The following is a 26,174-nucleotide window of genomic DNA, read 5'->3' on the forward strand; positions in this document are numbered from 1 at the left end:
CGAACGCGGAACGCGCCGACCCGCGGACGGCTCAGGCCGCCCCGCGGCGGCTGCGGAGGAGTTCCACACCGTCCCCTTCGAGGTCGTCGCAGTACGCCGCGCGTCCGGTCATGGCCATCACCAGGGCCACGGTGGGGCCGGACACCACAGGTCCGGAGCCGGTCGTGAAGGGGCCGTCGTCCGCCACGAGCCGCAGCCCCGCGATGCGCTTCTTGGCGACGACCACGAGGTCCGAGCCCTGGTAGTACTCGGCCACCCGCGTGACGACGTCGATCGGGTAGTCGCGCCGGATGCCCAGCGGACGCCGGATGTCCTCGCCGTGCACCAGCGTCTCGCCCAGGACGGCGATGGCGGGCAGGGGCGGCTTGGTCGTGCTCGGGACGATGTGTTTGAACCGCGCGAGGGTCTCGGCCGGGTCCGCGCCCAGCTGCTCGGCCAGCCGCATGGCGACCTGCTGGTCGAAGTCGAACCGGCAGCGGATCACCCCCGCCATCCAGCGCACGGCGTTGAGGCTCGCGCTCGCCGTGAGATGCGCCAGCACCTCGCGCACCGTCAGACCGGTGCACAGCGACGGCGTCGCCCACTGCTCGTCGGTCAGCTCCCCGAGATCGGCCGCCAGCGCCGCTCGCTCCGTACGGATCGTGGGCCATACGCCGGCTCCGCGGCGGCGTGCCACGGTCAGTTCCGGATCAGTCATGGGAAGGTCTCCTGTCATCGGCGTACGGCGGGGTGTCGGGGAAGGAGACTCTCACTCCCGCGGGAAGTCATCGCCCGTGGCGGATCTCTGGCCACGCGGCGGCAGATCCAGTTCCGCGCGGACCGTCTTGCCGACGGGGACGCGGTCGAACACGCCCCACCGGTCCGCCAGCGCGTCCACCAGCAGCAGCCCGCGCCCGTGCTCCGCCTCCGGGGCCACCGTGACCGCCGGGCGGCGCTCACCCCGACTGTCGGAGACGTCGATCCGCAGCGTGTACGCGTCGAGCCGCAGCAGCACCTCGATGTCCCGCCCCGGCACCCGCCCGTGCGTCACGGCGTTCGCCGCCAGCTCCGCGACGAGCAGCGCGGCCGTGTCGGACACAGCCGAGCCGTACGGGACGCCCCACGCGTCCAGACGGTGCAGGGCGAGGTGGCGGGCCAGGCGGGCACCGCGCGGGGTGGAGCTGAACCGCTGGACGAACACACGCGCGGTGACCGGGAGTCGGGGGGTGGAGGCTGGTCTCATGCCGCCCATCCCACCTGCGGTGACGCCGTCCCACCAGATCAGCGACCGGTACGCACGGTGAGCGTACGGGTGCGGACGGTGGACAGTAGGAGTAACCGTCCGTGACCATGGGCCCGTTGAGTGGGCGTGACGGGTGGGAGGTGTCCCGGATGACGGACGGTACGGGCGGCGCGGGTGAGCCGGAGGCGTCGGACAGCCTCAAGGCGTTCGGCGAGGTCGTCAAGGCGTTCCGCAAACGGGCGGGGCTGACCCAGGAGGAGTTCGCGCCACGGGTGCGGTACTCGGTGCCGACGGTGGCGTCCATCGAGCAGGGGAGGCGGTTCCCTCCGGTGGACTTCGTGGAGCGCGCGGAGCAGACCCTCGACGCGTTCGGCGCGCTGCGGGGTGCGGCACGGCATCTGTCGCGGCAACCGGGGCTGGCGAGCTGGTTCCGGCAGTGGGCGCGGTTCGAGGCGGAGGCGGTGAGTCTGTACACGTATGAATGCCGGTTGATTCCGGGGCTGTTGCAGACGGAGGCGTACGCGCGCACGCTGTTCACGAACCAGCTTCCGCCACTGGGTGACGATCAGATCGAGGCCCAGTGGGTGGCACGGGCTGAACGACAACGGCTGTTGAGGGAGCGGCCGAACACGGCGTTCAGCTTCATTCTGGAGGAGCACCTGTTCCTGCGGCGCATGGGCGGAGCGCAGGTGACCCTGGAGCTGATCGACCACGTACTGGGGCTGGCGGAGCTGCGGAACGTGGAGGTACAGGTGATGCCCTTGGTACGGAATGCCCACGCGGGGCTCGACGGCCCGATGCAGCTCCTGGAGACGCCCGACGCACGCTGGTTCGCCTACAACGAAGGGCAGCGCGGCGGCCAGTTCGTCTCCGAGCGGAAGGAGGTCAGCGTCCTCCAGATGAGGTATGCCAGGATGCGGTCACAGGCCCTCTCCCTCGATGACTCCCTGGGCCTGTTGCAGCGGATGCGAGGAGCCTCATGAGTACTACGGAACTGGACTGGTTCAAAAGCTCGTACAGCAGCGGCGGCGACGGCGACTGTGTCGAGGTGGCCTCCTGCCCCGACACCATCCACGTCCGTGACTCCAAGGTCCCGGACGGGGACCAGCTCGCCGTCTCCCCCACGGCGTGGACCCGCTTCCTCACGTACACGACCGACGCCTGACGCCCCGCCCCGGAGCAGTCCCGGGGCGGGGCATCCCGGTCAGGAGGCGGCGCCGTAGACCGTCGCCCTCCTGGACGTGGCCACGATGCCGTCGCTGCCGTTGAAGATGCGGTTGCCCCAGCCGGTCAGCGCGTTGGGGTCGAAACCGTTGACCATGTCGAGGTACTCGACGCCGCCGCCGTTGCCGCTCCAGGACCAGCCGATGTAGCCGACGCCGAGGGACTGGGCCGTCGCCATGATGGCGTCCTCGTCGGGGTTGCCGTCGCTGTGCTGGTTCCCGAACTCGCCGACGACGATGGGCACTCCCTTGCCGACGAAGGCGTTGAGGTAGTCCCGCACCTCGGCGGCGGTGTCGTAGACGCCGTACATGTGGATGGAGAAGACGGTGTTGCGGTCGGGGTCGGCGGCGAAGACCGAGGCCGCGTTGGCGCGCATCGTGCCGGACCAGTCCTGGCCCCAGTTGGGCGCGTCGACCATCAGGGCGTGGTCGAGGCCGGCGCCGCGGAGCTTGCCGATGGCCGACTTGGTCGCGTCGGTCCACGCGGCGTAGTTCGTGTTGCCGAAGGGCTCGTTGCCGATGTTGACGACGACGTAGTCCTCCTGGCCCGCCAGCGCGCTCTTCACGCTGATCCAGTAGTCGGCGGCCTGGTCCAGGCTGGTCGCGGCGCCGTCCTCGCCGTAACCGGTGGTGTCGTGCACCTCCAGGACGCAGATCACCTTGCTGGCCTTGCACCGGCCGATGAGCGCGGAGACCTCGGACGCGCTCGTCCTCGTCCAGCGGCCGCCGCTGCTGAGCACGACGCGGACGGTGTTGGCGCCCTTGGCCGCGATGTCGGCGAGGGAGCCGGTGCGGTCGGGGTACCAGGTGTGGGCGTGGTTGACCCCGCGCATGACGAACGCCTTGCCGTTGCCCTCGACGACACGTCCGTTGCTGACGTGCAGGCCACCGGCCGCGGCCTCCGCCTTGCCGGCGAAGGGCCCGGCGAGCGGGATCAGCAGGCCGAGAACGGCGGCGATCGCCATCCCCGCGGTCGCGATCAGCGTGCTTCTTGGCTTGGGCATAGCGCCTCCCTGAAGGGCAGCATGTACCTGACAACGTTGTCTCGGTGCGAGACCCGCTTTACCGGTTAATCGAGGAGGACCGTAGAGGCGGCCGACATGCCTGTCAATCGTTTCCGCGAGGACACAACCACAGGTAGATTCCGTGAACGATGGGCTGTTCGGCGTCGAACAGCGCGTTTAGCGGTTTAGTTGAAAGGGAGGGCGCGACCTGGCGTCGCGCCCCCTCTTGCCGCTACGGACGAGGCGACGCCGTCGACGCCCGCGGCACCAGTGACGGTGTCGCCACCGGCTGGGACGTCACGTCCTTGCCCGCCAGCACGTCGAACAGCACCCGCGCGACCTGCGCGCCGAAGCCGTGCACGTCGTGGCTCATCGCCGACAGGGTCGGATGGGTCAGCCGGCACAGTTGGGAGTCGTCCCACGCGAGCAACGACAGGTCGTCCGGCACGGAGACGCCCATCTCGGCGGCGACGCCGAGTCCGGCGACGGCCATGATGTCGTTGTCGTAGAGGATCGCCGTGGGCCGCTCGGCGGACAGCAGCAGGGTGCGGGTGGCGCGCGCGCCGTCCTCGCCCGAGAAGCCCGTCGCGACGTGCGGACCGCGGTCGAGGCCGAGTTCGCTCAGGGTCCGCTCGAACGCGGTCGTCCGGATGGCACTGTGCCCCAGCCCCCGGGGACCGCCCACGTGCGCGATGCGCCGGTGCCCCAGCACCGCCAGGTAGCGCACCGCCTCGGCGACGGCCGCGGCGTCGTCGGTCCACACCGACGGGAACCCGCCGGTGAGGGACGGGTGGCCGACCGCCACGGCCGGGAGGCCGATCCGCCCGAGCGGGCCGATCCGCGGGTCCTCCTGGTGGAAGTCGACCAGGATGGAGCCCCCCACCTGCCGTTCCCGCCACCAGCGCTCCTGGAGCCCGATCTCCTCCTCCAGCGAGCCGACCAGGCGCAGCAGCAGCGAGCAGTCGCGCTCGGCCAGCACGCTCTCGATGCCGGAGACGAACTCCATGTAGAACGGCTCCAGGCCCAGCAGCCGGGCGGGGCGGCAGATCGCCAGCCCCACGGTGTCGACGGACTGGCGGGACAGGCTGCGGGCCGAAGAGTTCGGGGCCCAGCCCAGCTGCCGGGCCGCCGCGAAGATCCGCTCCCGGGTGGCGTCGGAGACGCCCGGCTTGTCGTTGAAGGCCAGGGACACGGCGCCCTTGGACACACCGGCGGCCGCGGCGACGTCCTTAATGGTGACGCGTACGGACGGTGTGCTCACGCCGGTTCCACACAGAACAGAGCCGCTCGTACGGCGTTGGCCCCGGTCTCGGCCGCGCCCGTGACCCGCAGACGGAGCTGCTCGCCGGGGAGCAGCGTGCGCAGTCCGGTGTCGCAGACCGCGTCCGGCCCGAGTCGGTCGGCCTGGAGGAGGAGGTCGCGTACGAGGGTGTGTGCGGTTACCACAACCTCGACATTACCGGTCCCGGGTCCCACCCGGGACTCCACGGCGACGTCGTAGTGCGGTACCGGGTAGGCGAACTCCCGGTCCGTGACGGAGAAGTGCACGCTGCGCAGCTCCCCGCCGTCGGCGACGAGGAACTCCTTGGCCGACCGCGGGGCGGGGGCCAGGTCCCGCGGTACGGTCCGCCGGTGCACCGAGCGGGCGGCGACGGTCACGTCGAGCAGGTGCTCGGCCACCTCCGTGCCGTCCGCGCGGAGCCTGCGCAGGGTCACGCGCGCCTGCCAGGGTTCGGCGCACTGGTTGACGAGGGCGAGGACGGGGAGGGCGTTGTCGCCGTCGCCCGGCTGAAGGGTGAGGAGCCGGTCCGCGTAGACGCGGCGCAGCTCGTGGTACAGCGGCTTGAGGCGGCCGTCGCCGTCGATGGCCGCCCAGGAGCTGACCGGCCAGCAGTCGTTGATCTGCCAGACGACGGTGCCGGCGCAAACGGGCCAGTGCGAGCGCCAGTGCTCGATGCCGGTGGCGACGGCGCGGGCCTGCACGAGCTGGGTGAGGTAGTGCCAGCGGTCGAAGTCGTCCTCGGGCAGCGCGAAGTGGCGTGCCACGCCCCGGTTCAGCTTGCCGTTGCCGTCCTCGGCCTTCTGGTGGTGCAGCATGCCGGGCGAGTCCGGCGCGAGCCGCTCGCCGGGCAGCGCGCGCCGCAGGGTCGCCAGCGCGGGCGGCGCCTGCCAGCCGAACTCCGACACGAAGCGGGGCACCGAGTCGCGGTACTCGGCGTAGTCCCGGCGGTTCCAGACCTCCCAGGAGTGGTGGGTGCCGTGGGCCGGGTCGTTGGGGTGGTGGTCCCAGGAGCCGGACCACGGGCTGCCGGCGCTGTAGGGGCGGGTGGGGTCGAGTTCGGCCACGATCCGCGGGAGCAGGTCCAGGTAGTAGCCGCCTCCCCAGGAGTCACCGCGCAGCTCGGGCTCCCAGCCCCAGTCGCGGAAGCCCCAGAGGTTCTCGTTGTTGCCGTTCCACAGCACGAGGGAGGGGTGCGGCATGAGCCGGACAACGTTGTCGCGGGCCTCGGCCTCGACCTCGCCGCGCAGCGGCTGCTCCTCAGGGTAGGCGGCGCAGGCGAAGAGGAAGTCCTGCCAGACCATGAGGCCCAGTTCGTCGCAGGCGTCGTAGAAGGCGTCGTCCTCGTAGATGCCGCCGCCCCAGATCCGCACCAGGTCCACGCCCGCGTCGGCCGTCTGACGCAACCGGGTGCGGTAGCGCTCCGGGGTGACGCGGGACGGGAAGACGTCGTCGGGGATCCAGTTGACCCCGCGCGCGAAGAGGCGTTCGCCGTTGACGACGAGGGTGAATCCGGTGCCGTGTGCGTCCGCCGAGCGGTCCAGTTCCACCGTCCGGAAGCCGATCCGCCGGTGCCAGGTGTCGAGTTGACGCTCCCCGGCACCGGGACCGGCGGCTTCCTCGACGAGCGCGAGTTCCAGGTCGTACAGGGGCTGGTCGCCGTAGCCGCGCGGCCACCACAGGGAGGCGCCGGGCACCTCCAGCGTCAGGACGGCGTGCGTCCCCTCCACCACGCCGCGCGCCTCCGCGAGGCCGTTCCCGACGGTGGCGCGCACGGCGAGCGGGCGGGCCGCCCCCTGCGCGGTCCGCTCGACCTCCACGCGCACCTCGACGCGGCCGGTGCCGCCGTGGACCGTGACCAGCGGGCGCACGCCGGCCAGCCGCGCCGTCGACCAGCGCTCCAGCCGGACCGGGCGCCAGATGCCGGCGGTCACCAGGGTCGGGCCCCAGTCCCAGCCGAAGCCGCACGCCATCTTGCGGATGTACTGGAACGGCTCCGGGTAGACGTTGGGGCGCTCCCCCGTCACCGCGCGGACCGCGGCGGCCTCGTCGTAGGCGGAGGCGAAGTCCACGGCCAGGAGCCCGTGGTGGCCGGTGACGTCGAAGCGGTGGCGCCGGTGCATGTTGCGGGTGCGGCCCAGTTCGCGCCCGTCCAGGGTGAGGGTCGCGGCGGTGTCGAGGCCGTCGAAGACCAGGTCCGTCCGCTCGTGCTCGGCCGCGGCGGTGTCGGTGGCGCGCAGGTCGCGGACGTAGGTCCAGGCCCGCTGTCCGACCCAGGCCACGTCGGGTTCGTTGACGCCGAGGAAGGGGTCGGGGATCAGACCGGCCGTGAGCAGATCGGTGTGGACGCAGCCGGGGACCCGGGCGGGCAGCAGGGTCTCGCGGTGGCGGAGTTTCCAGCCCTCAGCGAGCGGGACGACTTCCTTCATGTACGGCTCCTTCGGCGGAACGGGCCCCTTGTCGTGGGCAACGCGGCCCAACCTAACCCCAGGCAAGTGAACCGGTCTAGCCCTCCTTGCCTGACAGGAGCACAGGCCGCACCCGTCCAGGACCGTGTCCTACCAAGGCCCCTGTCGCACCAGAGGTAACGATTGGATATCGCGAGAGATACACGAGCTTTACCGGTTAACGAGCGGCTGACATAGTCGCCGTCAGCCAACCACCGGAGCCCGAGCCGTAATCCTTGGAAAGGAGCTGGGCACATGGGGAAGAGGACGTCGCTGAGCGTCGCACTGCTCGCCACCACGATGCTGACCGTCGCGGGGTGCAGCGGAGGGGGCGGCGCGGACGCCGGCGAGACCGCCGCCGCGCCGGTCAACCCGGACGGCGTCTCGGGGGACATCACCGTGCTGACCAATCGCACCGACCTGGTCGAGGACGGGACGATGAAGAAGTACGCCGCCGAGTTCAACAAGACCTACCCCGACGTGAAGGTCGAGTTCGAGGGCCTCACCGACTACGAGGGGGAGGTCAAGATCCGCATGAACACGGAGGACTACGGCGACGTCCTGCTGATCCCGTCGGCGGTCGCCAAGGGCGACTACCCCACGTTCTTCGCGCCCCTGGGCGAGACCTCGTCGATGGAGCCGAAGTACCGCTTCACCGACAAGACGGACGTCGACGGCAAGACCTACGGCATCGCCACCTTCGGTACGGCCAACGGCCTCGTCTACAACAAGGCGCTGTTCAAGAAGGCCGGCATCACCGAGTGGCCGAGGACGACCGAGGAGTTCCTCGACGACCTCAAGGCCGTCAAGGACAGGACCGGGGCGACGCCGTACTACACCAACTTCAAGGACGGCTGGCCGCTGGAGAGTCCCTGGACCAACGGCGTCGGCTCGATCAGCTGCGACAGCCGGGCCTCCGACAAGCTGGCCGCCATGGACGAGCCCTGGGCCGAGGGCAACGACCTCAACACCCTCGACACGCTGCTCCACGACATCGTCCACGAGAAGCTGTCCGAGAAGGACCCGGCCACCACCAACTGGGAGAGCTCCAAGACCCTCCTGGCCAAGGGCAAGGTGGGCAGCATGATGCTCGGCTCCTGGGCGATCAACCAGATGCGGGACGCGGCCGAGACGGCCGGCGAGAACCCCGACGACATCGGTTTCATGCCGGTCCCGTCCCAGAAGGACGGCACGTACTGCGCCACCCTGGTCTCCGACTACCAGCAGGCCGTCAACACGCACTCCGATCACAAGGAGGCCGCCCGGGCGTGGATCGACTGGTTCACGGAGAAGTCCGGCTACGCGGCCGAGGAGGGTGCCGTCTCCGCCCTGGAGGCGGAGGGGATGCCGGCGACACTCAAGGACTACGTTGACAACGATGTCAAGATGATCGAGCGGTCCGAGGCGAAGACGGCCGACGTCAACGCCATCGACAACGCCTCCGAGATCGGGCTCAACAAGCCCGACTACCGCAAGAAGCTCATCGACATCGCCCGCGGCGCCACCGACGGATCGCTCGACGGCTACTTCGACGAGCTGAACAAGCGCTGGTCCGAGGCCAGGCAGACCGTCGGCTCCTGACCCCGCTGCCCTCAGCGGACGACGAAAGGCCCTGGCTCCGCGATGATCCGAACCGCTTCCACCGCCTCACCACCCGCCCCGGCCACCGAGCCGGGCCCGACCGGCAAGCAGTCCTCCCGGCACCGCGCACGGGCCGGCGTCTCGTGGCGCGACCGGCCGATGCGCAGGCTCACTCCGTGGCTGTTCCTGCTGGCGCCCCTCGCCCTGCTGATCACGTTCACGTACGTGCCGGTGGGCAACATGATCTACTACAGCTTCACCGACTGGGACGGCGTCAGCCCCGACCGCGACTACGTGGGTACGGAGAACTACACCGAGATCTTCACCCGCCCCGAGCTGCTCCGGGTGTTCGCGGTGAGCTTCTACTACCTGGCGGCGTCCGTCGTACAGATCGTCATCGCCCTGTACTTCGCCGCCGTCCTCAGCTTCGACCTTCGGTTCAGGAACCTGTTCAAGGGCATCCTGTTCTTCCCGTACCTGATCAACGGCGTCGCCATCGGTTTCGTCTTCCTGTACTTCTTCCAGGACGGCGGCACGCTCGACTCGGTCCTGTCCTGGTTCGGCGTCGGCACCGACCACGCCTGGCTGGGCAGTCCGGAGTCGGCCAACACCTCCATGGCCGGGGTGTCCGTGTGGCGCTTCACCGGCCTGAACTTCGTGCTGTTCCTCGGCGCGATCCAGTCGATCCCCGGCGAGCTGTACGAGGCCGCCCAGCTGGACGGCGCCGGCCGGTGGAAGCAGTTCCGGCACATCATCGCGCCGAGCATCCGCCCGGTGCTGAGTCTGAGCGTCATCCTGGCGGTCTCCGGCTCCCTCTCCGTCTTCGAGATCCCGTACATCATGACCGGCGGCGCGACGGAGACCTCGACGTTCGTCATCCAGACGGTGAAGTACGCCTTCCAGTTCAACAAGACCGGCCTGGCCTCGGCCTGTGCGGTGGTGCTGCTGGCGATCATCCTGGTGATCACCTGGGTCCAGCGCCGCCTCGTACCCGACGAGAAGGTGGATCTCGTATGACCCTCACGGCCCCCGCCCGTCCGCAGGAACGGCCGCGCCGCCGTCCGCGCGTGAGCACGGCCCTGACGTACCTGTCGCTGGTCGTCGCCTCACTCGTGGTGCTGCTGCCGCTCGTCGTGGTCTTCCTGACCTCGCTGAAGTCCTACGGGGAGATCTCCGAGGGCCAGGGCGCGCTGGCCCTGCCGGACGACTGGCTCAACTTCTCCAACTACGCCACGGCGTTCAACGACGGCCACCTGCTGCGGGCCTTCGGCAACACGGCCTTCATCCTGCTGTTCTCCATCACCGGCACCGTGATCATCGGCTCGATGACGGCGTACGCCATCGACCGCTTCGACTTCCGCTTCAAGAAGCTCGTGATGGCGCTGTTCCTGGTCGCCACGCTGGTGCCGGCGGTGACGACGCAGGTCGCCACCTTCCAGGTCGTCAACAGCTTCGGGCTGTTCAACACCCGCTGGGCCCCGATCCTGCTGTACATGGGCACCGACATCGTGGCCATCTACATCTTCCTTCAGTTCATCCGCGGCATCCCCCGGTCCCTCGACGAGGCGGCGCGGCTCGACGGCGCGAACTCCTTCACCATCTACCGGAGGATCATCTTTCCGCTGCTGAAGCCGGCCATCGCGACCGTGGTCATCATCAAGGGCATCACCACGTACAACGACTTCTACATCCCGTTCCTCTACATGCCCCAAGAGGATCTCGGGACCATGTCGACCGCCCTGTTCCGGTTCAAGGGTCCCTTCGGGGCGCACTGGGAGCACATCTCCGCCGGGGCCGTCCTCGTCATCGTGCCGACCCTGGTGGTCTTCCTCTTCCTCCAGCGCTACATCTACAACGGCTTCGCGCAGGGGGCCACGAAGTAGCCCGGCGGTCACAGCCCCGCGAGGAGATCGGCGAGCGGGGCCGGTGGCCGGCCGGTGCCGAGGGCTTCCACCAGGAGGCTGCCGTAGCGGATCTTGCGGCCCTTCCTGGTGCTGAGGAAGCGGCGCAGTTGCTGCTGCCGGGAGCGGCCGTGCTGGGCGGGCTGGGCCAGGAAGGTCTGCCAGGGCCGGAGTTCGTCCTCGGACCGTATGACCTCCTCGACCCGCTCCGGGCCCAGCGCCCGGATCATCTCGTCCTCCAGGTCGGCCACGCAGACGTAGAAGTCCGGCAGGGCGCCCGCCCGTTGCCAGCCGCGGTCGTAGAAGGGCTCCTCGCGGGCGTCGCAGAGGCCGGTCAGGCGCAGGCCGAGGCCGGGCGGGCCGAGCAGACCGGCGTAGCGGCCGACGCTCATCGCGCCGCCCATGGAGACCACGGCCACGCCTTCGGCGGTCAGGTCGCGTCCCTCGCGGGCCGCCAGTGCCTCGACGGCCGCGAGGTCGCTGGGGCCCTCCAGCAGCACCGCCGTCCGCAGGCGGAGGTCCGCCGCCAGCTCCGCCGCCGTGTCCCCGGCGCCGCCCGCCGCCCAGCGGGCCAGCTCGTCCCGGAACGCGTCCATGTCCGCCATGCGGTGAGTGTGCACCACCGGGGTGCGCTACGGCACGGGATTTCCGGGGCGTCGCGCGGGGCCGCCGCTCAGGCCCCGCGCAGCGGGTTGGGCAGGGGGCGGTAGCGGGCGTCGGCGCCGTCCGCGCCGGCCCAGCGCAGCAGGAGGTTGGTCTTGGCGGGCAGCGCGGGGGCGGCGAGCAGGGCGGGGATCTCGGGCAGGTCGTGGCGGGCCAGTTCGCGGCGGACGGCGGGCCAGGGGTCGAGGCCGGGGTGGTGTTCGGCGAGGGCGGCGGCGATCTCGTACAGGTGGTTGACGACCAGGCAGTAGACCAGGCGCTCCCAGCCGGCCGCCCGGGGGGTGTCCGGCAGCAGCTTGACGCCCTCCGCGTCCCGGAACAACGCCTGCACCGGGGTGCCGGCCGGGTCCACGGCGACCAGGGTGTTCTGAAGGTGTGCCTCCAGGACGACGCCGTCGTCGGCGAAGGCGGTCAGGACGGGCGGGACGACGGCGGTGAGGTACGCCTCCCACCAGGCCGCCGGGTCCGCGGCGGCCGGGAGCGGGTTGCCGGGGAAGCCCTCCACGAGCGCGGCGGCCAGGAGCGGGGTCGCGCCGGGCAGCAGGTGGTCCCGCAGGCCGTCGCGGACGACGACGGCCAGTTCCTCGAAGGCGAAGTCCGCGGTGCGGTGGCCGCGGTCGCCGAGCCAGGCGGCGGGGGGTCCCACGGAGGCGAAGGCCTCGGTGACGGCGGTGTCGGTGCGGCGCAGTCTCATCAGGTCGTGGCGCCACAGGCGGCGGATGTCGTTGGTGACGCGCACGTCGAGGCTGAACTTCAGGAACAGGTCCTGTCCGGGGAGGTACTCGGGCGCGTAGACCGTGCGGATCGCGGCCGTCGGCCAGGCGAAGAAGCCGGTGGTGCCCACCCGGGCGAGCCGGCCGTCGGCGAAGGCGGGGGCGAGGGCCGGTGCGGTCAGCTCCAGCTGCCAGGGGTGGGCGGGCAGCAGGCGGTAGCCGGGCGGGGCCGTGCCGAGGGCGTCCAGGGCGGCGGTGTCGCCCTCGTCGACGACGGTGTCCTCGCGCACGGCGAGCAGCGTCAGCGGGAAGCGGGCGTGCGCCTCGGGCGCGTACGGCAGCCATCCGGCGTGCGGGCCGCCGCCGCGTGCCTTGGGGGCGGGGTGGTGGGTGTGGCCGGTGAGCAGGGCCTGTTCGGAGCGGAGGTACGGGTCCGCGGGCGGGGTGGCACGCGCGCGTGCCGTCAGCAGCGCGGCCACCGCGTCACGGCTGTCGGTGATCTCGGTGGGCAGTTCGTGATTGCTCACACCGGTGTGCCGGCGCAGGGCCTCGGCGACGAGCTTCACCAGTTCGGCGTGGTCGACGCGGTGCCACCCGTCCGCCGCGCGGACCTCCGGTTCGGCGGGCCGGCGGCCCCGGCGCACCCGCAGCAGTCTGCCGCCGGGCAGCCGGTACACGGGGCGGTCGCCGGGGCCCGGCAGGGGTTCGGCCACCTCGCGCAGCAGGCAGTTCAGCAGCGGTACGGCCGCGTGGGCGTCGGCGCGGCGCGCCACGTCGTCCCGGGAGTCGGCGCCGGTGGGCGGGGGCAGGAGATCCACGCGTTCCACTCGTTCCCTACGGTCGGTCCATGGCGGAGAGGACGGAGACGATCAGTATGTCTCTCGTCATCACCCTCGTCGGCCGTCCACCGTGCCGCCGTACGACCCGTCCCCGTCCCCGTACCCGTTTCCGTCCCCGCATCCGTATCCGAGGAGCCAGCCCGTGCATCGTCCTCCCAGCGCGGCGGCCGCGGTCGCCGACGACGTGGCGGCCGTCCGCCCCGCCCTGGTCGCCCGGTTCACGGCCGAGGAGTCCGGGGCCCGCGCGGCCGTGCTGTCGCGGCTGTGGCGTGCCCTCGCCTTCGAACCGCTGCCGTGGATCGAGGGCCGGGAGCGGTCCGGGGACGGCCTCGTCCTGCGCCTGCGGGACGGCCGGCGGCTGGCCGGACCGGCCGCCGACCCGTACCGCACGGACGCGTACGTGCCGCTCGTCCGGCTGGACGAGGTCGCGTACGACGACCCGGAGCGGCTGATGACCGACCTCGCCGTACCGCACGCGGCCGCCTTCGCCGCCGAACTCGGGCACAGCACCGCGTCGTTGGCGCTGTCGCGCGCGGCGCAGCCCCGGACGGCGCGGGCGGGGGCGCCGGAGATTCACCCGGACGAGTGGCCGGACAGCGACTGGGGCTGGGAGCGCCGGGTGGTCGACGGGCACCCCTACCACCCGGGCTGCCGTGCCCGGCCGGGGTTCTCGGTGGCCGAGCAGCTGGCGTACGGGCCCGAGCACGGGCCGGTGGTGGAGCTGGGGCTGGTGCCGGTCCCGGCGGCTCAGTGCCTGGTGACGGGGGTGTGGCCGCGGGAGCTGCGGGACGGGGGGCGGGTGCTGGTCCCGGTGCATCCGTGGCAGGCCGCACACGTACTCAAGCAGTCGGTCGAGGCCGGGCCCGCCGCGCACCCGCTGATGTCCCTGCGGACCCTCGCCGTCCCCGGATCGCTGCACGTCAAGACCGCACTGAGCACCCGGCTGACGTCCTCGGTGCGGGACATCTCGGTCGCCTCGGTCGCCGCGTCGGCGGACCTGTCGGCGTTCGGGGAGCGGCTGGCGGCACGCCTGGACGGCCTGCTCCACGTGACTCGCACGCCGGGCGCGGCCACCGCCCACTCCCCCGACCTGGCCGCCGTACTGCGCGAGTCGCCCCGGGTGTACGCCGCGCCCGGCGAGCACGTCGTCCCGGTGGCGGCACTGGCGACCACCGGACTGCCGCACTCCCCCGCGTGGCTCGCCGCCTTCACCCGTCTCGCGCTCGCCGTCGGGCTGCGCGCGCTGGAGCTGGGCGTGGCGCTGGAGGCCCACGGCCAGAACCTCCTGGTCGTCCTGTCCGCGACGGGCGACCCGCTGCGCCTGGTCTACCGCGACCTGGCCGACATCCGCGCCTCCCCGGCCCGCCTGGCCCGGCACGGGATCACCGCCCCCGGCCTGCCCGCCCGCATCCTCACCGACGAACCGGTCGCCCTGCGCCGGAAGCTGTTCGGCTCGCTGGTGGGCGGCGCGCTCGCGGCGACGGCCGGTTCGGGCCCGGCCCTGCGCACGGCCCTGGAGGCGGCGCTGCCCGAACTGCCCCGCACGCAGGACACGACGGCCCTGAGCGAGGAGCCCCTGCCGGTGAAGGCCCTGACAGCGATGCGGACTTCACCGGGGAGCACGGGCGATCTGTGGACGGAGCTGCCCAATCCGCTGCGGTGGAGGTGAAGTCCGGGCATCGGCGCGGTCTCGTTTTGGAGCGCGACACCACTGATCAATAAGATCCGCCGATGATCACAAGAACACGGCTGGCGGCGGGGGCCTGTGCCCTGCTTGCCGCGCTGGCGGCGGGGATGGCGTTCCCGGTCGGGGCGAGTGCCGGGGAACCCACGGGTGAGGACGCGCCGAAGGTCGACCTCGTGCTCGACGTCAGCGGTTCGATGCGGACGCGGGACATCGACGGCGGTACGCGCATGGCGGCGGCGAAGCAGGCGTTCAACGAGGTGCTCGACGCGACGCCGGAAGAGGTGCAGTTGGGCATCCGGACGCTCGGCGCGGACTACCCTGGCGACGACCGCAAGACCGGCTGCAAGGACACCGCGCAGCTCTACCCGGTGGGCCCGCTGGACCGCACCGAGGCGAAGACGGCGGTGGCGACCCTGTCGCCGACCGGGTGGACGCCGATCGGGCCGGCGCTGCTCAAGGCGGCCGACGACCTCGACGGCGGCGACGGTTCCAAGCGGATCGTGCTGATCAGCGACGGCGAGGACACCTGCGCGCCGCTGGACCCGTGCGAGGTGGCCCGCGAGATCGCGGCCAAGGGCATCGGGCTGACCATCGACACGCTGGGTCTGGTCCCCAACACCAAGATGCGGCAGCAGCTCAGCTGTATCGCCGAGGCGACCGGCGGCACGTACACCTCGGTCGAGCACACCGAGGAACTGACCGACAAGGTCAACCAGTTGGTGGACCGGGCGGCCGACCCGGTGGTGACGCCGGTCGCCACCGAGGGCGCGGACGCGTGTGCGAAGGCGCCGACGCTGAAGTCGGGGCTGTACACCGACCGCGAGGAGTTCGGGCAGCAGCGCTGGTACCGGGTGGACGTGGAGCCGGGTCAGGAGCTGCGCGCCTCGGTGAGCGTGGGCGCCGACCGGGCCGTGAACCCGTCCTACGGGGTGCTGCTGCGGGCGGTGACCGTGCACGGCCGGGAGATCGTGCGCGGTGAGGCGGCGGGCAACGGCCGCACCGACGTGCTCTCGACGGGGCTGCGGTACCCGAAGGCGGAGAGCGACGAGGACGACGCCCCGGCCGAGGGCGTGTGTCTGCAGGTCACCAACTCCTTTTCCGTCGCCTCCGGTGTGAAGACCACGCCGGGGTTGCCGCTGGAGCTGACCGTGGACGTCGTGGACGGTCCGGGCGACTCCGACGACGTGGCCGCCTTCGGCCTCGGGCGCGGCTGGTGGCTGCTCGGCCTGCTGGTGCTGGTCGGCTTCGTCGCCGGTCTGCTGTGGGGCTGGCTCTCGCGCTGGCGGTTCGCGATCTGGAGGACCAACTGATGCGATTCACCCGAGCGTTGACGACGGCCGTGGTGCTGCTCGGTCTCGCCGCGGCTCCCGCGGCGGCCGACTCCTCGCCCTCCGCGAGCCCCGCGCAGGACGGTGACGCGCCGACCACGGCGGGCACGTCCTTCCGTACGGCGGCCGAGTTCGAGCAGGGGCAGGTCGCCACGGCGAACGGTGCCGCGGGCGACTACCTGTACTGGTCGTTCCCGGCCGACGCCGGGCAGCGGCCCACCGTGCGGGCCACGGTGAAGCTGCCCGGGACGCACGCCGCCCAGACCTGGCGGGTCGACGTGTACGACGGTCTGCGCCGCCGCCAGGCCTGCCAGTGGGGCGCCCAGGCCCGCACCGCGGACGCGGGCACCTCCTCGGTCGAGCTGGCCTGCGTCCTGCGCACCGTGCGCGCCTGGACCGAACCGTGGGCCAACGACCCGCTGCCGGGCACCTATTACGTCCGGCTGACGGCGGTGAACGTGTCGACCTCCGACCTCGGCGTGCCGGTCTCCGCCGAGGTCCGGGTGGACTCCAAGGACATCGGCGGAGCCGCGGCGGTGGACGGTTCGCTCGCCGAGCCGCTGGTACCGGGCATCGCGGTGACGTCCGGCGCCGACGAGGGCGACGCGGAGGACCGGAGCGCCGTGCTGTCCGCGATCGAGCCGGAGGACGGCTGGTCGTCGGGCTGGTGGTCGGACCGCTGGGTGTGGAGCGGGATCGGGGCCGTACTGGCCGCCCTCGCGGGCATCGGCGGCTACGCGTTGACCCGGGGTGCGGGACGGCCGTCCCGGGTGCCACCGGGCGCCTGACACACCGTCAGGAGACCCGCCGCGGCGGGTCTCCTGACGTTCTCACCCCTCCCGCAGCGCCTTGGCCGCCGGGCCGTCGCCGGTCACCTCGACGCGGCCGTCGCGCACCGCCTCCCGCAGGCCGATCTCACCGCGCCCGAGGGCGACGCACGTCACGGCGTCCAGGACGAGCCGGGCGTCGGGTTCCCCGGGTGCGGACCCCTCGCCGTACACGGGCCCCTCCGCCGAGTCCCGCGCCGCCGCGTCGGCGTACAGGTGGAACTCCCCCTCCTCCAACCGGACTTCGACCAGCCCCTCGTCCGCCCCGGCCTCCCGCAGCGCGCGCAGCAGGGGCAGCGCGAACCAGTGCGCGCGTACGGCGTCCGTGGGCCGCCGCTCCCCCAGTTCCCCGGCGCCCCAGGCGCCGAGCGCCTCCAGGACGGGCAGCAGGGCGCGTCCACGCGCGGTGAGTTCGTAGACGTACGCCGCGCCGGGCGGGGGCAGCCGGCGCCTGGTCGTCAGTCCCTCGCGCTCCATGTCCTTGAGCCGCGAGGCGAGGACGTCCGTGCTGACGCCGGGCAGGTCGGCGTGCAGGTCGGTGTAGCGCCGCGGACCGGCGAGCAGCTCCCGGACGATCAGCAGGGTCCAGCGGTCGCCGACGGCGTCGAGCGCGCGGGCGGCGGAACAGTACTGGTCGTAGCTACGGCGAGGTGACATACGACGCAGTGTAGACAAGTTGTTGGACTTTCCAAGCTGCTACTTGGTAAAACCAAGCAACACCAGATTCCGGAGGGGAAGCCGCGCATGGAGTTCCGGCAGTCGAACAAGCTCAGCGAGGTCTGCTACGAGATCCGCGGCCCGGTGATCGAGCACGCCAACGCGCTGGAGGAGGCGGGGCACAGCGTGCTGCGCCTGAACACCGGCAACCCGGCCCTCTTCGGTTTCGAGGCGCCCGAGGAGATCGTCCAGGACATGATCCGCATGCTGCCCCAGGCGCACGGCTACACGGACTCGCGCGGCATCCTCTCCGCCCGCCGGGCCGTCGCCCAGCGCTACCAGGCGCTCGGCCTGGAGGTGGACGTGGACGACGTCTTCCTCGGCAACGGCGTCTCGGAGCTGATCTCCATGGCCGTACAGGCCCTCCTGGAGGACGGCGACGAGGTGCTGATCCCCGCCCCCGACTTCCCCCTCTGGACGGCGGTGACCACCCTCGCGGGCGGCAGGGCGGTGCACTACCTCTGCGACGAGCAGGCGGAGTGGTACCCGGACCTGGCCGACATGGAGGCGAAGATCACCGACCGCACCAAGGCGGTCGTCATCATCAACCCCAACAACCCCACCGGCGCCGTCTACCCCAAGGAGATCGTCGAGGGCATCCTCGACCTCGCCCGCCGGCACGGCCTGATGGTCTTCGCCGACGAGATCTACGACCAGATCCTGTACGACGACGCCGTGCACCACTCGGCCGCCTCCCTCGCCCCCGACCTGGTGGTGCTGACCTTCTGCGGCCTGTCCAAGACGTACCGGGTGGCGGGCTTCCGCTCCGGCTGGCTGGTGGTGACCGGCCCGAAGCAGCACGCGAAGGACTATCTGGAGGGCCTGACCATGCTGGCCTCCATGCGCCTGTGCGCCAACGCGCCCGCCCAGTACGCCATCCAGGCCGCGCTCGGCGGCCGCCAGTCCATCCGCGAGCTGACCGCCCCCGGCGGACGGCTGCACGAACAGCGGGACGTGGCCTGGGAGAAGCTCAACGAGATCCCCGGGGTGTCCTGCGTCAAGCCCAAGGGCGCGCTGTACGCGTTCCCGCGCATCGACCCGGCCGTGCACAAGATCCACGACGACGAGCGGTTCGTCCTGGACCTGCTGCTGCGGGAGAAGATCCAGGTCGTCCAGGGCACCGGCTTCAACTGGCCGAGCCCGGACCACTTCCGCATCCTGACGCTGCCCCACGCGGAGGACCTGGAGGCGGCGATCGGGCGGATCGGGCGCTTCCTGAGCGGTTACCGACAGTAGCGGCGTCGCGGTCGTAGCCTGGGGGCATGGGTGATCTTTTTCTGGTCCGGCACGGTGAGACCGAGTGGTCGCGCTCCGGGCGGCACACCGGGCTGACGGACGTCCCGCTGACCGAGAAGGGGCGGGAGCAGGCACGGAGCCTGGTGCCGTTGATCCGGTCGCACCGGATCGGGGCGGTCTTCGTCAGCCCCTTCCAGCGGGCCCGGGAGACGGCCGAGCTGATCGGGCTGCACGACGTGCGCGTCGAGCCGGACCTGCACGAGTGGGACTACGGCGGTTACGAGGGGATCACGACCGTCGAGATCCACCGGAGCCGTCCTGACTGGTTCCTGTTCACGGACGGAGTGGCTCCCGGGCCGCCGGACCACCCCGGGGAGACGCCCGAGCAGGTGGGCGAGCGGGCCGACCGGGTGCTGGCCACGGTGGAGGCGGCGTTCGCCAACACCGAGGGGTGCGTGGTGCTGGTGGCGCACGGGCACTTCCTGCGGGTGCTGACCGCCCGGCACCTGGGCCTCCCGGCGTCGCACGGAGCGCTGTTCCAGCTGGGCACGGGCACGTTGTGCCGGCTGGGCACGGAACACGGGCGGCCGGTGATCGCCGCCTGGAATGTCAGACCCCCGTCGTAGTCTTCGAAGGCGTCACCGGTGAGCCGACGAGAGAAGGGGGGCACGCCGTGGCCCTGTCGCCCACCGCCGCGCAGCGGCGTGTCATCGACGCCGCCGATCCCGGCACCGGACGGCTGCGGGGTACGCCGGCCCAGCTCGCGGCGCTGGTGAAGCGGGGGCTCGCCTTCCGGCACCCGCGCCCGCCGCACGACCACTTTCTGACCCCGGCCGGGCACCGGATACGGGAGGCGGCAGCCGACCCGGAATCGGTGGCGCAGCCGCCCGAGGCGCCCGCCGCGCCGGATGCCGGGGGTGTGTTCGCCGCGCGGGTCGGCGGGGAGGAGGCCGTCCCGGGCGACTCGGGACCCGCGCGGCTGCGGGAGGTGCGCGGCGCCTGGCAGGGGCTGCTGGAGCTGCGCCGGATGACGCATCCCGACGGGAGCACGGACCGGCCGTGCGCCTGGGAGCGGTCGCATCTGGTGCGGGCCGCCGCGCTGGCCCTGGAGGCGGCGGGGCACCGCCCGGCCGGACCGGACGGCGACGACGGATACCGGGTGCGGGCGACCCCGCAGCCGGAGGCCGTCGCCGTGTACGCGCCGGACGGCGGCGCGCTGCGGGCCTGTGCGGCGACGTTGGAGCGGGCCGGCTGGCAGGTCGGGGAGCACACCGAGCCGCGCACCCGGGCCCGCTATCTGCTGGCCTCCCCGCGGAAGGTGTGACGCCCGCATGTCAGGATCGGTCCGTCCGTACGTGTGCGACGAGAGGCAGCAGCGGTGAGCGAGCCGTTTTCCGTACCGGTGACCGTGCGCGGGTACGAGACCGACACCCAGGGCCACCTGAACCAGTCGGTCTACCTGAACTACGCCGAGCACGCCCGCTGGTCGATGCTCCAGGCGGCCGGGATCCGGCAGGCCGACCTGGTCGCCCGCCAGGTCGGGCCGGTGGCCCTGGAGACGACCATCCGGTTCCGGCGGGAGCTGCTCGCCGGTGACGAGGTCACGGTGAGCTGTGCCTTCGAGTGGGGCGAGGGCAAGACCTTCCGGATCCGGCAGCTCGTCACCAAGGCGGACGGCACCGTCGCCGCCGAGGTCGAGGCCGTCGGCGGGCTGATGGACCTGGGCGAGCGCAGGCTGGTGCCGGACCCGCGGCAGCGTTTCAAGGAACTGGCGGCGCGGCCGGAGCTGTTCGGGCTGTAGGCCCGGCGCGGCCGTCTCGACGGGTCCGGCCGGGTCAGGCGTCCGTCAGCTCCGGGTCGTGCTCGATGTCGTAGGTCGCGCGGGAGTCGGCGATGTAGTGCCGGTTGCGCTCGGCCCAGTCGGTCAGCTGTTGCAGCGACTCGTGCAGTTCCCGGGCCACGGGTGTCAGGGCGTACTCCACCTTCGGCGGCACCGTGGGGTGGACGGTGCGGGTCACCAGGCCGTCGCGCTCCAGGTTGCGCAGCGTCAGGGTCAGCATGCGGCGGCTGATGCCCTCGATGCCGCGCTCCAGTTCGGTGAACCGGATCGGGCCGTGCGCCGCGGCGACCAGGATCTGGACGCTCCACTTCCCCGCGACCCTGTCAAGAACTTCCCGGACCGGGCACGCGTGCGCGTTCACCACCTGGGAGGTAACACCGGTGTTCCTCTGGGACATCGAACTGCCTCCTTATGCCGGGCTCCAGGGTTACCCACGATGGCCCCCGTTACAAGTCGTGCACCGAGGGGGTGCGCGGAGAACGGAGGCCACGTCACCATGACGATCACGACCGAGTCCCCGGCGGCGGCACGCGGGCGGACGTACTCCCGCTGGACGTCGCTCGTCGTCCTGTGCACGGGGGCGCTGATGACGATCCTGGACGGCAACATCGTCACGGTCGCCATGCCCGCCGTCCAGCGCGATCTCGGCTTCACGGGGCCGGGCCTGGCATGGATCGTGAACGCGTATCTGATCCCGTTCGGCGGGCTGCTGTTGCTGGCGGGCCGGGTCGGCGACCTGGTGGGCCGCAAGCGGATGTTCACCGCCGGTCTGGCGCTGTTCACGGCCGCCTCCGTGCTGTGCGGGGTGGCCACCGGGCGGGAGGTGCTGGTCGCGGCCCGCGCCGTCCAGGGGGTCGGCGGCGCGATGACGATGGCCGTGGTGCTCGGGATGGTGGTCGCGCTCTTCCCCGAGCCGCGCGAGCGGGCCCGCGCCATCGCGGTGTTCAGCGCGGTCGGCGCGGCGGGCGGGGCGCTCGGCACCTTCCTCGGCGGGGCGCTGACCGAGGCGCTGAGCTGGCACTGGATCTTCCTGATCAACCTGCCGATCGGGGTGGCCGCCTGGGCGGCGGCGGTCCGGGTCCTCGCCCCCGACGAGGGCACGGGCCCCGGCCGCGGTGTGGACTACTCCGGGGCGGCCCTGGTCACGGGGGCGCTGATGCTGACGGTGTACACGATCACCGGCGCCGGCCGGCTGGGCGCCGTCACCACCGTGCTCCTCGCCCTGGCCGCGCTCGCCCTGTTCGTCGCGTTCGCCGTGCGGCAGGCGCGGGCCGCCCGTCCGCTGCTGCGGCTGCGGCTGTTCCGCTCGCGGCTGCTGACGGGGGCGAACGCCGTGCAGGTGCTGATGGTGGCGACGATGTACGGCTTCCAGTTCATCGGCGCGCTGTATCTCCAGCGGGTGCTGGGCTACGGGGAGTTGGCGACGGGGATGGCGTTCGTGCCGGCGCCGGTCCTGATCGGCGTGCTGATGCTGGGGCTCTCCGCCCGCACGATCGGCCGGTTCGGGGCGTACCGGGTGCTGCTGGCCGGGCTGGTGTTGATCGTCGTCGGGATGGCACTGCTGAGCCGCGCGCCGGTGGGCGGCGCCTACCTCGCGGACGTACTGCCGCCGATGCTGCTCCTCGCCGTGGGCTTCGCCGCGGCGATGCCCGCGCTGACGGGGCTGGCGATGTCGGGGGCGCGCGAGGAGGACGCGGGGCTGGCGTCCGGGTTGTTCAACACCACGCAGGTGGTGGGCGGTTCGCTGGGTCTGGCGGCGCTGTCGGCCCTGGCGGCGGCCCGGACCGAGGGGATGCTCGGCGAGGGTGCGGCGGCGGTGCCGGCCACGGCCGAGGGGTATCAGCTCGCCTTCCGAGTGGCGGCCTCGATCGCGGTGGCCGCCCTGGTCCTGGCGGCGGCGGTACTGCGGGACCGCTCGGCGCGTCGGCGGTGACCGGCCGGGCCCGGGGGGGCGGACGGTCGGTGACGGGCCGTCCCCAGGGGGGGCGGTCGGTCGGTGACCGGGCAGGGGCAGGGACGCGGCCACGGTGCGACCGCCCGGCGCCCGCCCGGGACCCACGGCCGGCCGAAAGGCTCCCGACCGGGGACGGCGACCGGCGGGAGCCACGCCCGGACGGGACCGGACCGGCAGAAACCACAACCCGGCGCGACCGGACCGACAGGAGTTACAACCCGGCGGGACCGGACCGGCGGGAGCCACAACCGGACGGGACCGGACCGGCAGAAACCACGACCCGGCGCGACCGGACCGACAGGAGCCACAACCCGGCGGGACCGGACCGACAGGAGCCACAACCCGGCGGGACCGGACCGGTGGGAGCCACAACCCGGCGGAACCAGACCGACAGAAGCCACGACCGGCGGAACCGGACCGGCAGAAGCCACGACCGGGTGGGACCGAGGACCGGCGGAACGGTCCTCGGCGGAGCCGGAAACCCGCGGGCGGGTCAGCGGCAGGACCGGTGACCGGCGGGGCGGCCCCGACTGAATCGGAGACGGGGGGGCAGCCCCGGCAAGGCTGGAGGGCCGGTGGTGCGGGCAGGGGGCCGGGGGTCCTGGTCAGAGGTGCCGGACCCCCGCCCGCGTCGGTGGGTCGGGCGTGCGGGTCACGGCATTGCGGCGGCCCGGGACGACTCGGTGATCTCGTTTCCCGCCTCCATCGGGTGGGTGACGTCCTCCGCGTCGCGGTCCCGGCCGCCGATGTGGTTGAAGACCAGGTTGAGCAGGACCGCGGCCACGCAGCCGGTGGAGATGCCCGAGTCCAGGATGATCCTCGCGTTCTCCGGGAACGCGTGGTAGAAGTCCGGCGCCGCGATCGGGATGATGCCGACGGCCAGCGAGACCGCCACGATCAGGACGTTGTTGTCCTTGTCCAGGCTCGCCCGGACCAGGGTCTGGATGCCGCTGGCCGCGACCGAGCCGAACAGGACCACGCCGGCGCCGCCCAGCACCGGGCGCGGGACGACGGCGATGAGCGAGGCGGCCATCGGGCACAGGCCCATCAGGACCAGGAAGCCGCCGCCGACCGCGACGACGTAGCGGCTGCGGATCTTCGTCATCGCGACCAGGCCGATGTTCTGGGCGAAGGCGCTGCACATGAAGCCGTTGAAGACCGGGCTGAGGGCCGAGCCCAGGGTGTCGGCGCGCAGGCCGGCCGCGATGGTCTTCTCGTCGGCCGGACGGTCCACGATCTCGCCGAGGGCGAGCATGTCGGCGGTGGACTCGGTCATCGAGACCACCATCACCACGCACATGGAGATGATCGCGGCGACCTGGAACTGCGGGGCCCCGAAGTGGAACGGCGTCGGGAAGCCGACGACGGCCGCGTCCGCGACCGGACCGAAGTCCGTGGCGCCGAACGGGATGGCGACGAGCGTGCCCGCGACCAGGCCGAGCAGCACGGCGATCTGCTTGACGAAGCCGCGGGTGAAGCGGCGCAGGAGCAGGACGATGACGAGCGTGATACCGGCCAGGCCCAGGTTGGTGGACGAGCCGTAGTCGTCGGCCGCCGGGGCGGGTCCCTGCGCCCACCCGAAGGCGACCGGCAGCAGGGATATGCCGATGAGGGTGATGACGGTGCCGGTGACGACCGGCGGGAAGAAGCGGATCGCCTTGCAGAAGATGGGGGCGGCGAAGAAGCCGAGGAGTCCGGCGACGATGACGGCGCCGAAGATGATCGGCAGCGCGTCGGACTTGTCGTCGGTGGAGGCGACCACCGCGGTCATCGGGGCGACACCGGCGAAGGTGACGCCGTTGACGAAGGGCAGCCGGGCGCCGATCTTCCAGATGCCCAGGGTCTGGAGGAAGGTCGCCAGGCCCGCGGTGAACAGGCAGGCGCCGGTGAGGAAGGTCAGCTCGGAGGCGCTCAGGCCGATGGCCGCGCCGACGATCAGGGGTGGGGCGACGACCCCGGCGTACATGGCGGCCACGTGTTGCAGGCCGGTCGTCGCCATTTTGAGTGGCGGGAGTTTCTCGTCAACAGGGTGGTCGGCCACGGCGGCGTTCCTCCGGTCGGTTACACGTCGGCTCTGACGTGGGTGTCAGGGAGGTGGAACTGGTGGTCGTGCGGGACCCGGACGGACCGTTCGGGGAAACGGGAGACCGCTCCGGGGCATGCGCGCAGGGGCGCACGCCCCGGAGCAGGTCACCGTGGACCCCGCTCGGGTCCACGGTTACCGGCCGGGAGCCGTCCCTCCCGGCCGGAGATCAAGTGGTGTTCTGTTGTACGGGGTTCAGCCCTGCGCGGCGATCCGCGCCAGGCGTCGTGCCTCGTCGCGGGTGGAGCGGGCGAGGGCGTCCTCGTCGGCCGTGAGCAGCCTGCCGTCCTCGACGATCTGCCGTCCGTTCACGAACGACGCCGTGACCGGGGCGGGGGCGCCGAAGACCAGGGCGGTCACCGGGTCGGCGATCGAGGAGTGGGCGAGGGTGTCCATCCGCCACAGCACCAGGTCGGCGAGCTTGCCCGCCTCCAGGGAGCCGGTCTCGGCGGACCGGCCGAGGACCCGGGCGCCGCCGTGGGTGCCAAGCCGCAGCGCCTTGCGGGCGTCCAGCGCGGCCTCGCGGTGGGCGCCGAGGCGGTTGATCAGCAGGGCGTTGCGGAGTTCGGTGTGGAGTTCGCCGGACTCGTTGGAGGCGGTGCCGTCGACACCGAGACCGACCGGGACGCCGGCGGCGAGCAGGTCGGGGACCCGGGCGATGCCCGCGGCCAGGCGGGCGTTGGAGGACGGGCAGTGGGCGACGCCGGTGCCGGTGCGGGCGAAGGCGGCGATGTCGGAGTCGTTCATGTGGACGCAGTGCGCCATCCACACGTCCTCGCCGAGCCAGCCGGTGGACTCGAAGTAGTCGGTGGGGCCCATGCCGAACAGCTCGTGGCAGAACTTCTCCTCCTCCACGGTCTCCGAGCCGTGGGTGTGCAGCCGTACGCCGAGCCGGCGGCCCAGCTCGGCGCCCTGGCGCATCAGTTCGGTGGAGACGGAGAAGGGCGAGCAGGGCGCGACGGCGACCTGGGTCATCGCGTCGAAGGAGGGGTCGTGGTGTTCCCTGACGGTGGCCTCGGTGGCGGCGAGCGCGTCGTCCAGGCTCTCCACCGCGAAGTCGGGCGGCAGCCCGCCGTCGGACTCGCCGCGGTCCATGGAGCCGCGGGCGAGGGTGAAGCGGACGCCGATCTCGCGGGCGGCGCGGATGATCGCGCCGGACAGGTCGCCGGCGCCCCGCGGGTGGATGTAGTGGTGGTCCGCGGCGGTGGTGACGCCGCCGCGGGCCATCACGGCGAGGGAGCCCTGGGCCGCCGCGTACGCCATCGGCTCGTCGAGGCGCGCCCAGGTCGGGTACAGGGCGACCAGCCAGTCGAACAGGTTGTGGTCGGTGGCCAGGCCCCGGGTGAGCCACTGGTAGAAGTGGTGGTGGGTGTTGACCAGTCCGGGGGTGACCAGGTGTCCGGTCGCGTCGATCCGGCGTACCACGTTCTCCAGGTCCTGGGGTGCCCCGCCCGCGCCGACGGACTCGATCCGGTGGCCGGCGAGCACGAGGTGACCGGAGGCGTACTCGGTGTCGCCCGCGTCCACGGTGGCGATCGCGCAGTTCTCGATGACGGTGCGTCCGGGTGCCGATGCTGCTGCCATGCTGCTTCCTTGCCTTTCGGTGGGGCCCGTGGGCGGGGAGTCGGGT

The 26,174-nt window shown here is 72.2% G+C and carries 24 protein-coding genes; 13 read left to right on the plus strand and 11 right to left on the minus strand.

Features of this window, described 5'->3' with window-relative positions; translation table 11 throughout:
* Positions 1-31 precede the first annotated feature (31 nt).
* On the minus strand, positions 32-697 hold the full coding sequence (locus ACIRGB_RS08075) for a maleylpyruvate isomerase family mycothiol-dependent enzyme (RefSeq protein WP_403859974.1): 666 nt from the start codon (positions 695-697) through the stop codon (positions 32-34).
* A 51-nt stretch (positions 698-748) separates the two neighbouring features.
* Positions 749-1,222 (minus strand): ATP-binding protein, encoded by a 474-nt coding sequence (locus ACIRGB_RS08080; RefSeq protein ID WP_403859976.1) that lies wholly within the window; start codon positions 1,220-1,222, stop codon positions 749-751.
* A gap of 149 nt (positions 1,223-1,371) precedes the next feature.
* Between ACIRGB_RS08080 and ACIRGB_RS08085 the strand changes: the two genes are divergently transcribed.
* The gene (locus ACIRGB_RS08085) at positions 1,372-2,205 is read left to right on the plus strand and encodes a Scr1 family TA system antitoxin-like transcriptional regulator (protein ID WP_403859979.1); all 834 of its coding nucleotides are present in this window, start codon (positions 1,372-1,374) and stop codon (positions 2,203-2,205) included.
* A complete protein-coding gene (locus ACIRGB_RS08090) occupies positions 2,202-2,387 on the plus strand; it encodes a DUF397 domain-containing protein (protein WP_403859982.1) in 186 nt (61 codons plus the stop codon). The genes ACIRGB_RS08085 and ACIRGB_RS08090 overlap by 4 nt, the downstream gene beginning before the upstream one ends.
* A gap of 39 nt (positions 2,388-2,426) precedes the next feature.
* On the opposite strand, the gene ACIRGB_RS08095 is transcribed toward ACIRGB_RS08090, so the two are convergent.
* The 3 genes from ACIRGB_RS08095 to ACIRGB_RS08105 all read right to left on the minus strand — a co-directional run bounded on the left by ACIRGB_RS08095 (position 2,427) and on the right by ACIRGB_RS08105 (position 7,157).
* A complete protein-coding gene (locus ACIRGB_RS08095; RefSeq protein WP_403859985.1) occupies positions 2,427-3,449 on the minus strand; it encodes a glycoside hydrolase family 5 protein in 1,023 nt (340 codons plus the stop codon).
* A gap of 232 nt (positions 3,450-3,681) precedes the next feature.
* Complete coding sequence (locus ACIRGB_RS08100) at positions 3,682-4,710, minus strand: LacI family DNA-binding transcriptional regulator (RefSeq protein WP_403859988.1); 1,029 nt, start codon at positions 4,708-4,710, stop codon at positions 3,682-3,684.
* Complete coding sequence (locus ACIRGB_RS08105) at positions 4,707-7,157, minus strand: glycoside hydrolase family 2 protein (protein ID WP_403859990.1); 2,451 nt, start codon at positions 7,155-7,157, stop codon at positions 4,707-4,709. Before ACIRGB_RS08105 ends, ACIRGB_RS08100 begins: the two co-directional genes overlap by 4 nt.
* 273 nt (positions 7,158-7,430) lie before the next feature.
* Between ACIRGB_RS08105 and ACIRGB_RS08110 the strand changes: the two genes are divergently transcribed.
* Genes ACIRGB_RS08110 through ACIRGB_RS08120 form a run of 3 tightly spaced genes read left to right on the plus strand, consistent with a single transcriptional unit; the run spans position 7,431 to position 10,639 of the window.
* Entirely contained in the window at positions 7,431-8,756 is a 1,326-nt protein-coding gene (locus ACIRGB_RS08110; RefSeq protein ID WP_403859993.1) for an ABC transporter substrate-binding protein, read from the plus strand.
* 42 nt (positions 8,757-8,798) lie between these two features.
* Positions 8,799-9,773: a carbohydrate ABC transporter permease gene (locus tag ACIRGB_RS08115; protein WP_403859996.1), complete on the plus strand. Its 975-nt coding sequence runs from the start codon at positions 8,799-8,801 to the stop codon at positions 9,771-9,773.
* Positions 9,770-10,639: a carbohydrate ABC transporter permease gene (locus ACIRGB_RS08120; RefSeq protein ID WP_403859998.1), complete on the plus strand. Its 870-nt coding sequence runs from the start codon at positions 9,770-9,772 to the stop codon at positions 10,637-10,639. Before ACIRGB_RS08115 ends, ACIRGB_RS08120 begins: the two co-directional genes overlap by 4 nt.
* A gap of 8 nt (positions 10,640-10,647) precedes the next feature.
* Here ACIRGB_RS08120 and ACIRGB_RS08125 read toward each other — a convergent pair whose 3' ends face one another.
* Both ACIRGB_RS08125 and ACIRGB_RS08130 read right to left on the minus strand, forming a co-directional pair.
* The gene (locus ACIRGB_RS08125) at positions 10,648-11,262 is read right to left on the minus strand and encodes a TOPRIM nucleotidyl transferase/hydrolase domain-containing protein (protein ID WP_403860001.1); all 615 of its coding nucleotides are present in this window, start codon (positions 11,260-11,262) and stop codon (positions 10,648-10,650) included.
* A 68-nt stretch (positions 11,263-11,330) separates the two neighbouring features.
* The gene (locus ACIRGB_RS08130) at positions 11,331-12,860 is read right to left on the minus strand and encodes an IucA/IucC family protein (RefSeq protein ID WP_403860004.1); all 1,530 of its coding nucleotides are present in this window, start codon (positions 12,858-12,860) and stop codon (positions 11,331-11,333) included.
* Between the two features lie 154 nt (positions 12,861-13,014).
* Between ACIRGB_RS08130 and ACIRGB_RS08135 the strand changes: the two genes are divergently transcribed.
* The 3 genes from ACIRGB_RS08135 to ACIRGB_RS08145 all read left to right on the plus strand — a co-directional run bounded on the left by ACIRGB_RS08135 (position 13,015) and on the right by ACIRGB_RS08145 (position 16,675).
* On the plus strand, positions 13,015-14,541 hold the full coding sequence (locus tag ACIRGB_RS08135) for an IucA/IucC family protein (protein ID WP_403860007.1): 1,527 nt from the start codon (positions 13,015-13,017) through the stop codon (positions 14,539-14,541).
* A 62-nt stretch (positions 14,542-14,603) separates the two neighbouring features.
* Positions 14,604-15,869 (plus strand): VWA domain-containing protein, encoded by a 1,266-nt coding sequence (locus ACIRGB_RS08140; protein WP_403860010.1) that lies wholly within the window; start codon positions 14,604-14,606, stop codon positions 15,867-15,869.
* Positions 15,869-16,675 (plus strand): hypothetical protein, encoded by an 807-nt coding sequence (locus ACIRGB_RS08145; protein WP_403860013.1) that lies wholly within the window; start codon positions 15,869-15,871, stop codon positions 16,673-16,675. The genes ACIRGB_RS08140 and ACIRGB_RS08145 overlap by 1 nt, the downstream gene beginning before the upstream one ends.
* 42 nt (positions 16,676-16,717) lie before the next feature.
* Here ACIRGB_RS08145 and ACIRGB_RS08150 read toward each other — a convergent pair whose 3' ends face one another.
* Positions 16,718-17,371: a winged helix-turn-helix transcriptional regulator gene (locus ACIRGB_RS08150; RefSeq protein WP_403860016.1), complete on the minus strand. Its 654-nt coding sequence runs from the start codon at positions 17,369-17,371 to the stop codon at positions 16,718-16,720.
* Positions 17,372-17,458: 87 nt separating this feature from the next.
* On the opposite strand from ACIRGB_RS08150, the gene ACIRGB_RS08155 reads away from it, so the two are divergent.
* Genes ACIRGB_RS08155 through ACIRGB_RS08170 form a run of 4 tightly spaced genes read left to right on the plus strand, consistent with a single transcriptional unit; the run spans position 17,459 to position 20,468 of the window.
* Positions 17,459-18,667, plus strand: coding sequence for a pyridoxal phosphate-dependent aminotransferase (locus ACIRGB_RS08155; RefSeq protein ID WP_403860019.1), 1,209 nt, complete (start codon positions 17,459-17,461; stop codon positions 18,665-18,667).
* A 26-nt stretch (positions 18,668-18,693) separates the two neighbouring features.
* Positions 18,694-19,293: a histidine phosphatase family protein gene (locus ACIRGB_RS08160; RefSeq protein ID WP_403860022.1), complete on the plus strand. Its 600-nt coding sequence runs from the start codon at positions 18,694-18,696 to the stop codon at positions 19,291-19,293.
* Positions 19,294-19,340: 47 nt separating this feature from the next.
* Positions 19,341-19,991, plus strand: coding sequence for a hypothetical protein (locus tag ACIRGB_RS08165; protein ID WP_403860025.1), 651 nt, complete (start codon positions 19,341-19,343; stop codon positions 19,989-19,991).
* Positions 19,992-20,045: 54 nt separating this feature from the next.
* Positions 20,046-20,468 (plus strand): acyl-CoA thioesterase, encoded by a 423-nt coding sequence (locus tag ACIRGB_RS08170; protein ID WP_403860028.1) that lies wholly within the window; start codon positions 20,046-20,048, stop codon positions 20,466-20,468.
* Between the two features lie 34 nt (positions 20,469-20,502).
* Here ACIRGB_RS08170 and ACIRGB_RS08175 read toward each other — a convergent pair whose 3' ends face one another.
* Entirely contained in the window at positions 20,503-20,904 is a 402-nt protein-coding gene (locus ACIRGB_RS08175; RefSeq protein ID WP_403860031.1) for a winged helix-turn-helix transcriptional regulator, read from the minus strand.
* A gap of 99 nt (positions 20,905-21,003) precedes the next feature.
* Here ACIRGB_RS08175 and ACIRGB_RS08180 point away from each other — a divergent pair, with 99 nt between their 5' ends.
* Entirely contained in the window at positions 21,004-22,440 is a 1,437-nt protein-coding gene (locus tag ACIRGB_RS08180; protein ID WP_403860034.1) for an MFS transporter, read from the plus strand.
* Between the two features lie 673 nt (positions 22,441-23,113).
* Here ACIRGB_RS08180 and ACIRGB_RS08185 read toward each other — a convergent pair.
* Together ACIRGB_RS08185 and ACIRGB_RS08190 are read right to left on the minus strand one after the other, a co-directional pair.
* On the minus strand, positions 23,114-24,502 hold the full coding sequence (locus ACIRGB_RS08185; RefSeq protein ID WP_403860037.1) for a nucleobase:cation symporter-2 family protein: 1,389 nt from the start codon (positions 24,500-24,502) through the stop codon (positions 23,114-23,116).
* 237 nt (positions 24,503-24,739) lie between these two features.
* Positions 24,740-26,128, minus strand: coding sequence for an 8-oxoguanine deaminase (locus tag ACIRGB_RS08190; protein WP_403860040.1), 1,389 nt, complete (start codon positions 26,126-26,128; stop codon positions 24,740-24,742).
* Between the last annotated feature and the right edge of the window lie 46 nt (positions 26,129-26,174).

The sequence above is a fragment of the Streptomyces sp. NPDC102490 genome (genome assembly GCF_044765285.1).
GTDB lineage: Bacteria > Actinomycetota > Actinomycetes > Streptomycetales > Streptomycetaceae > Streptomyces.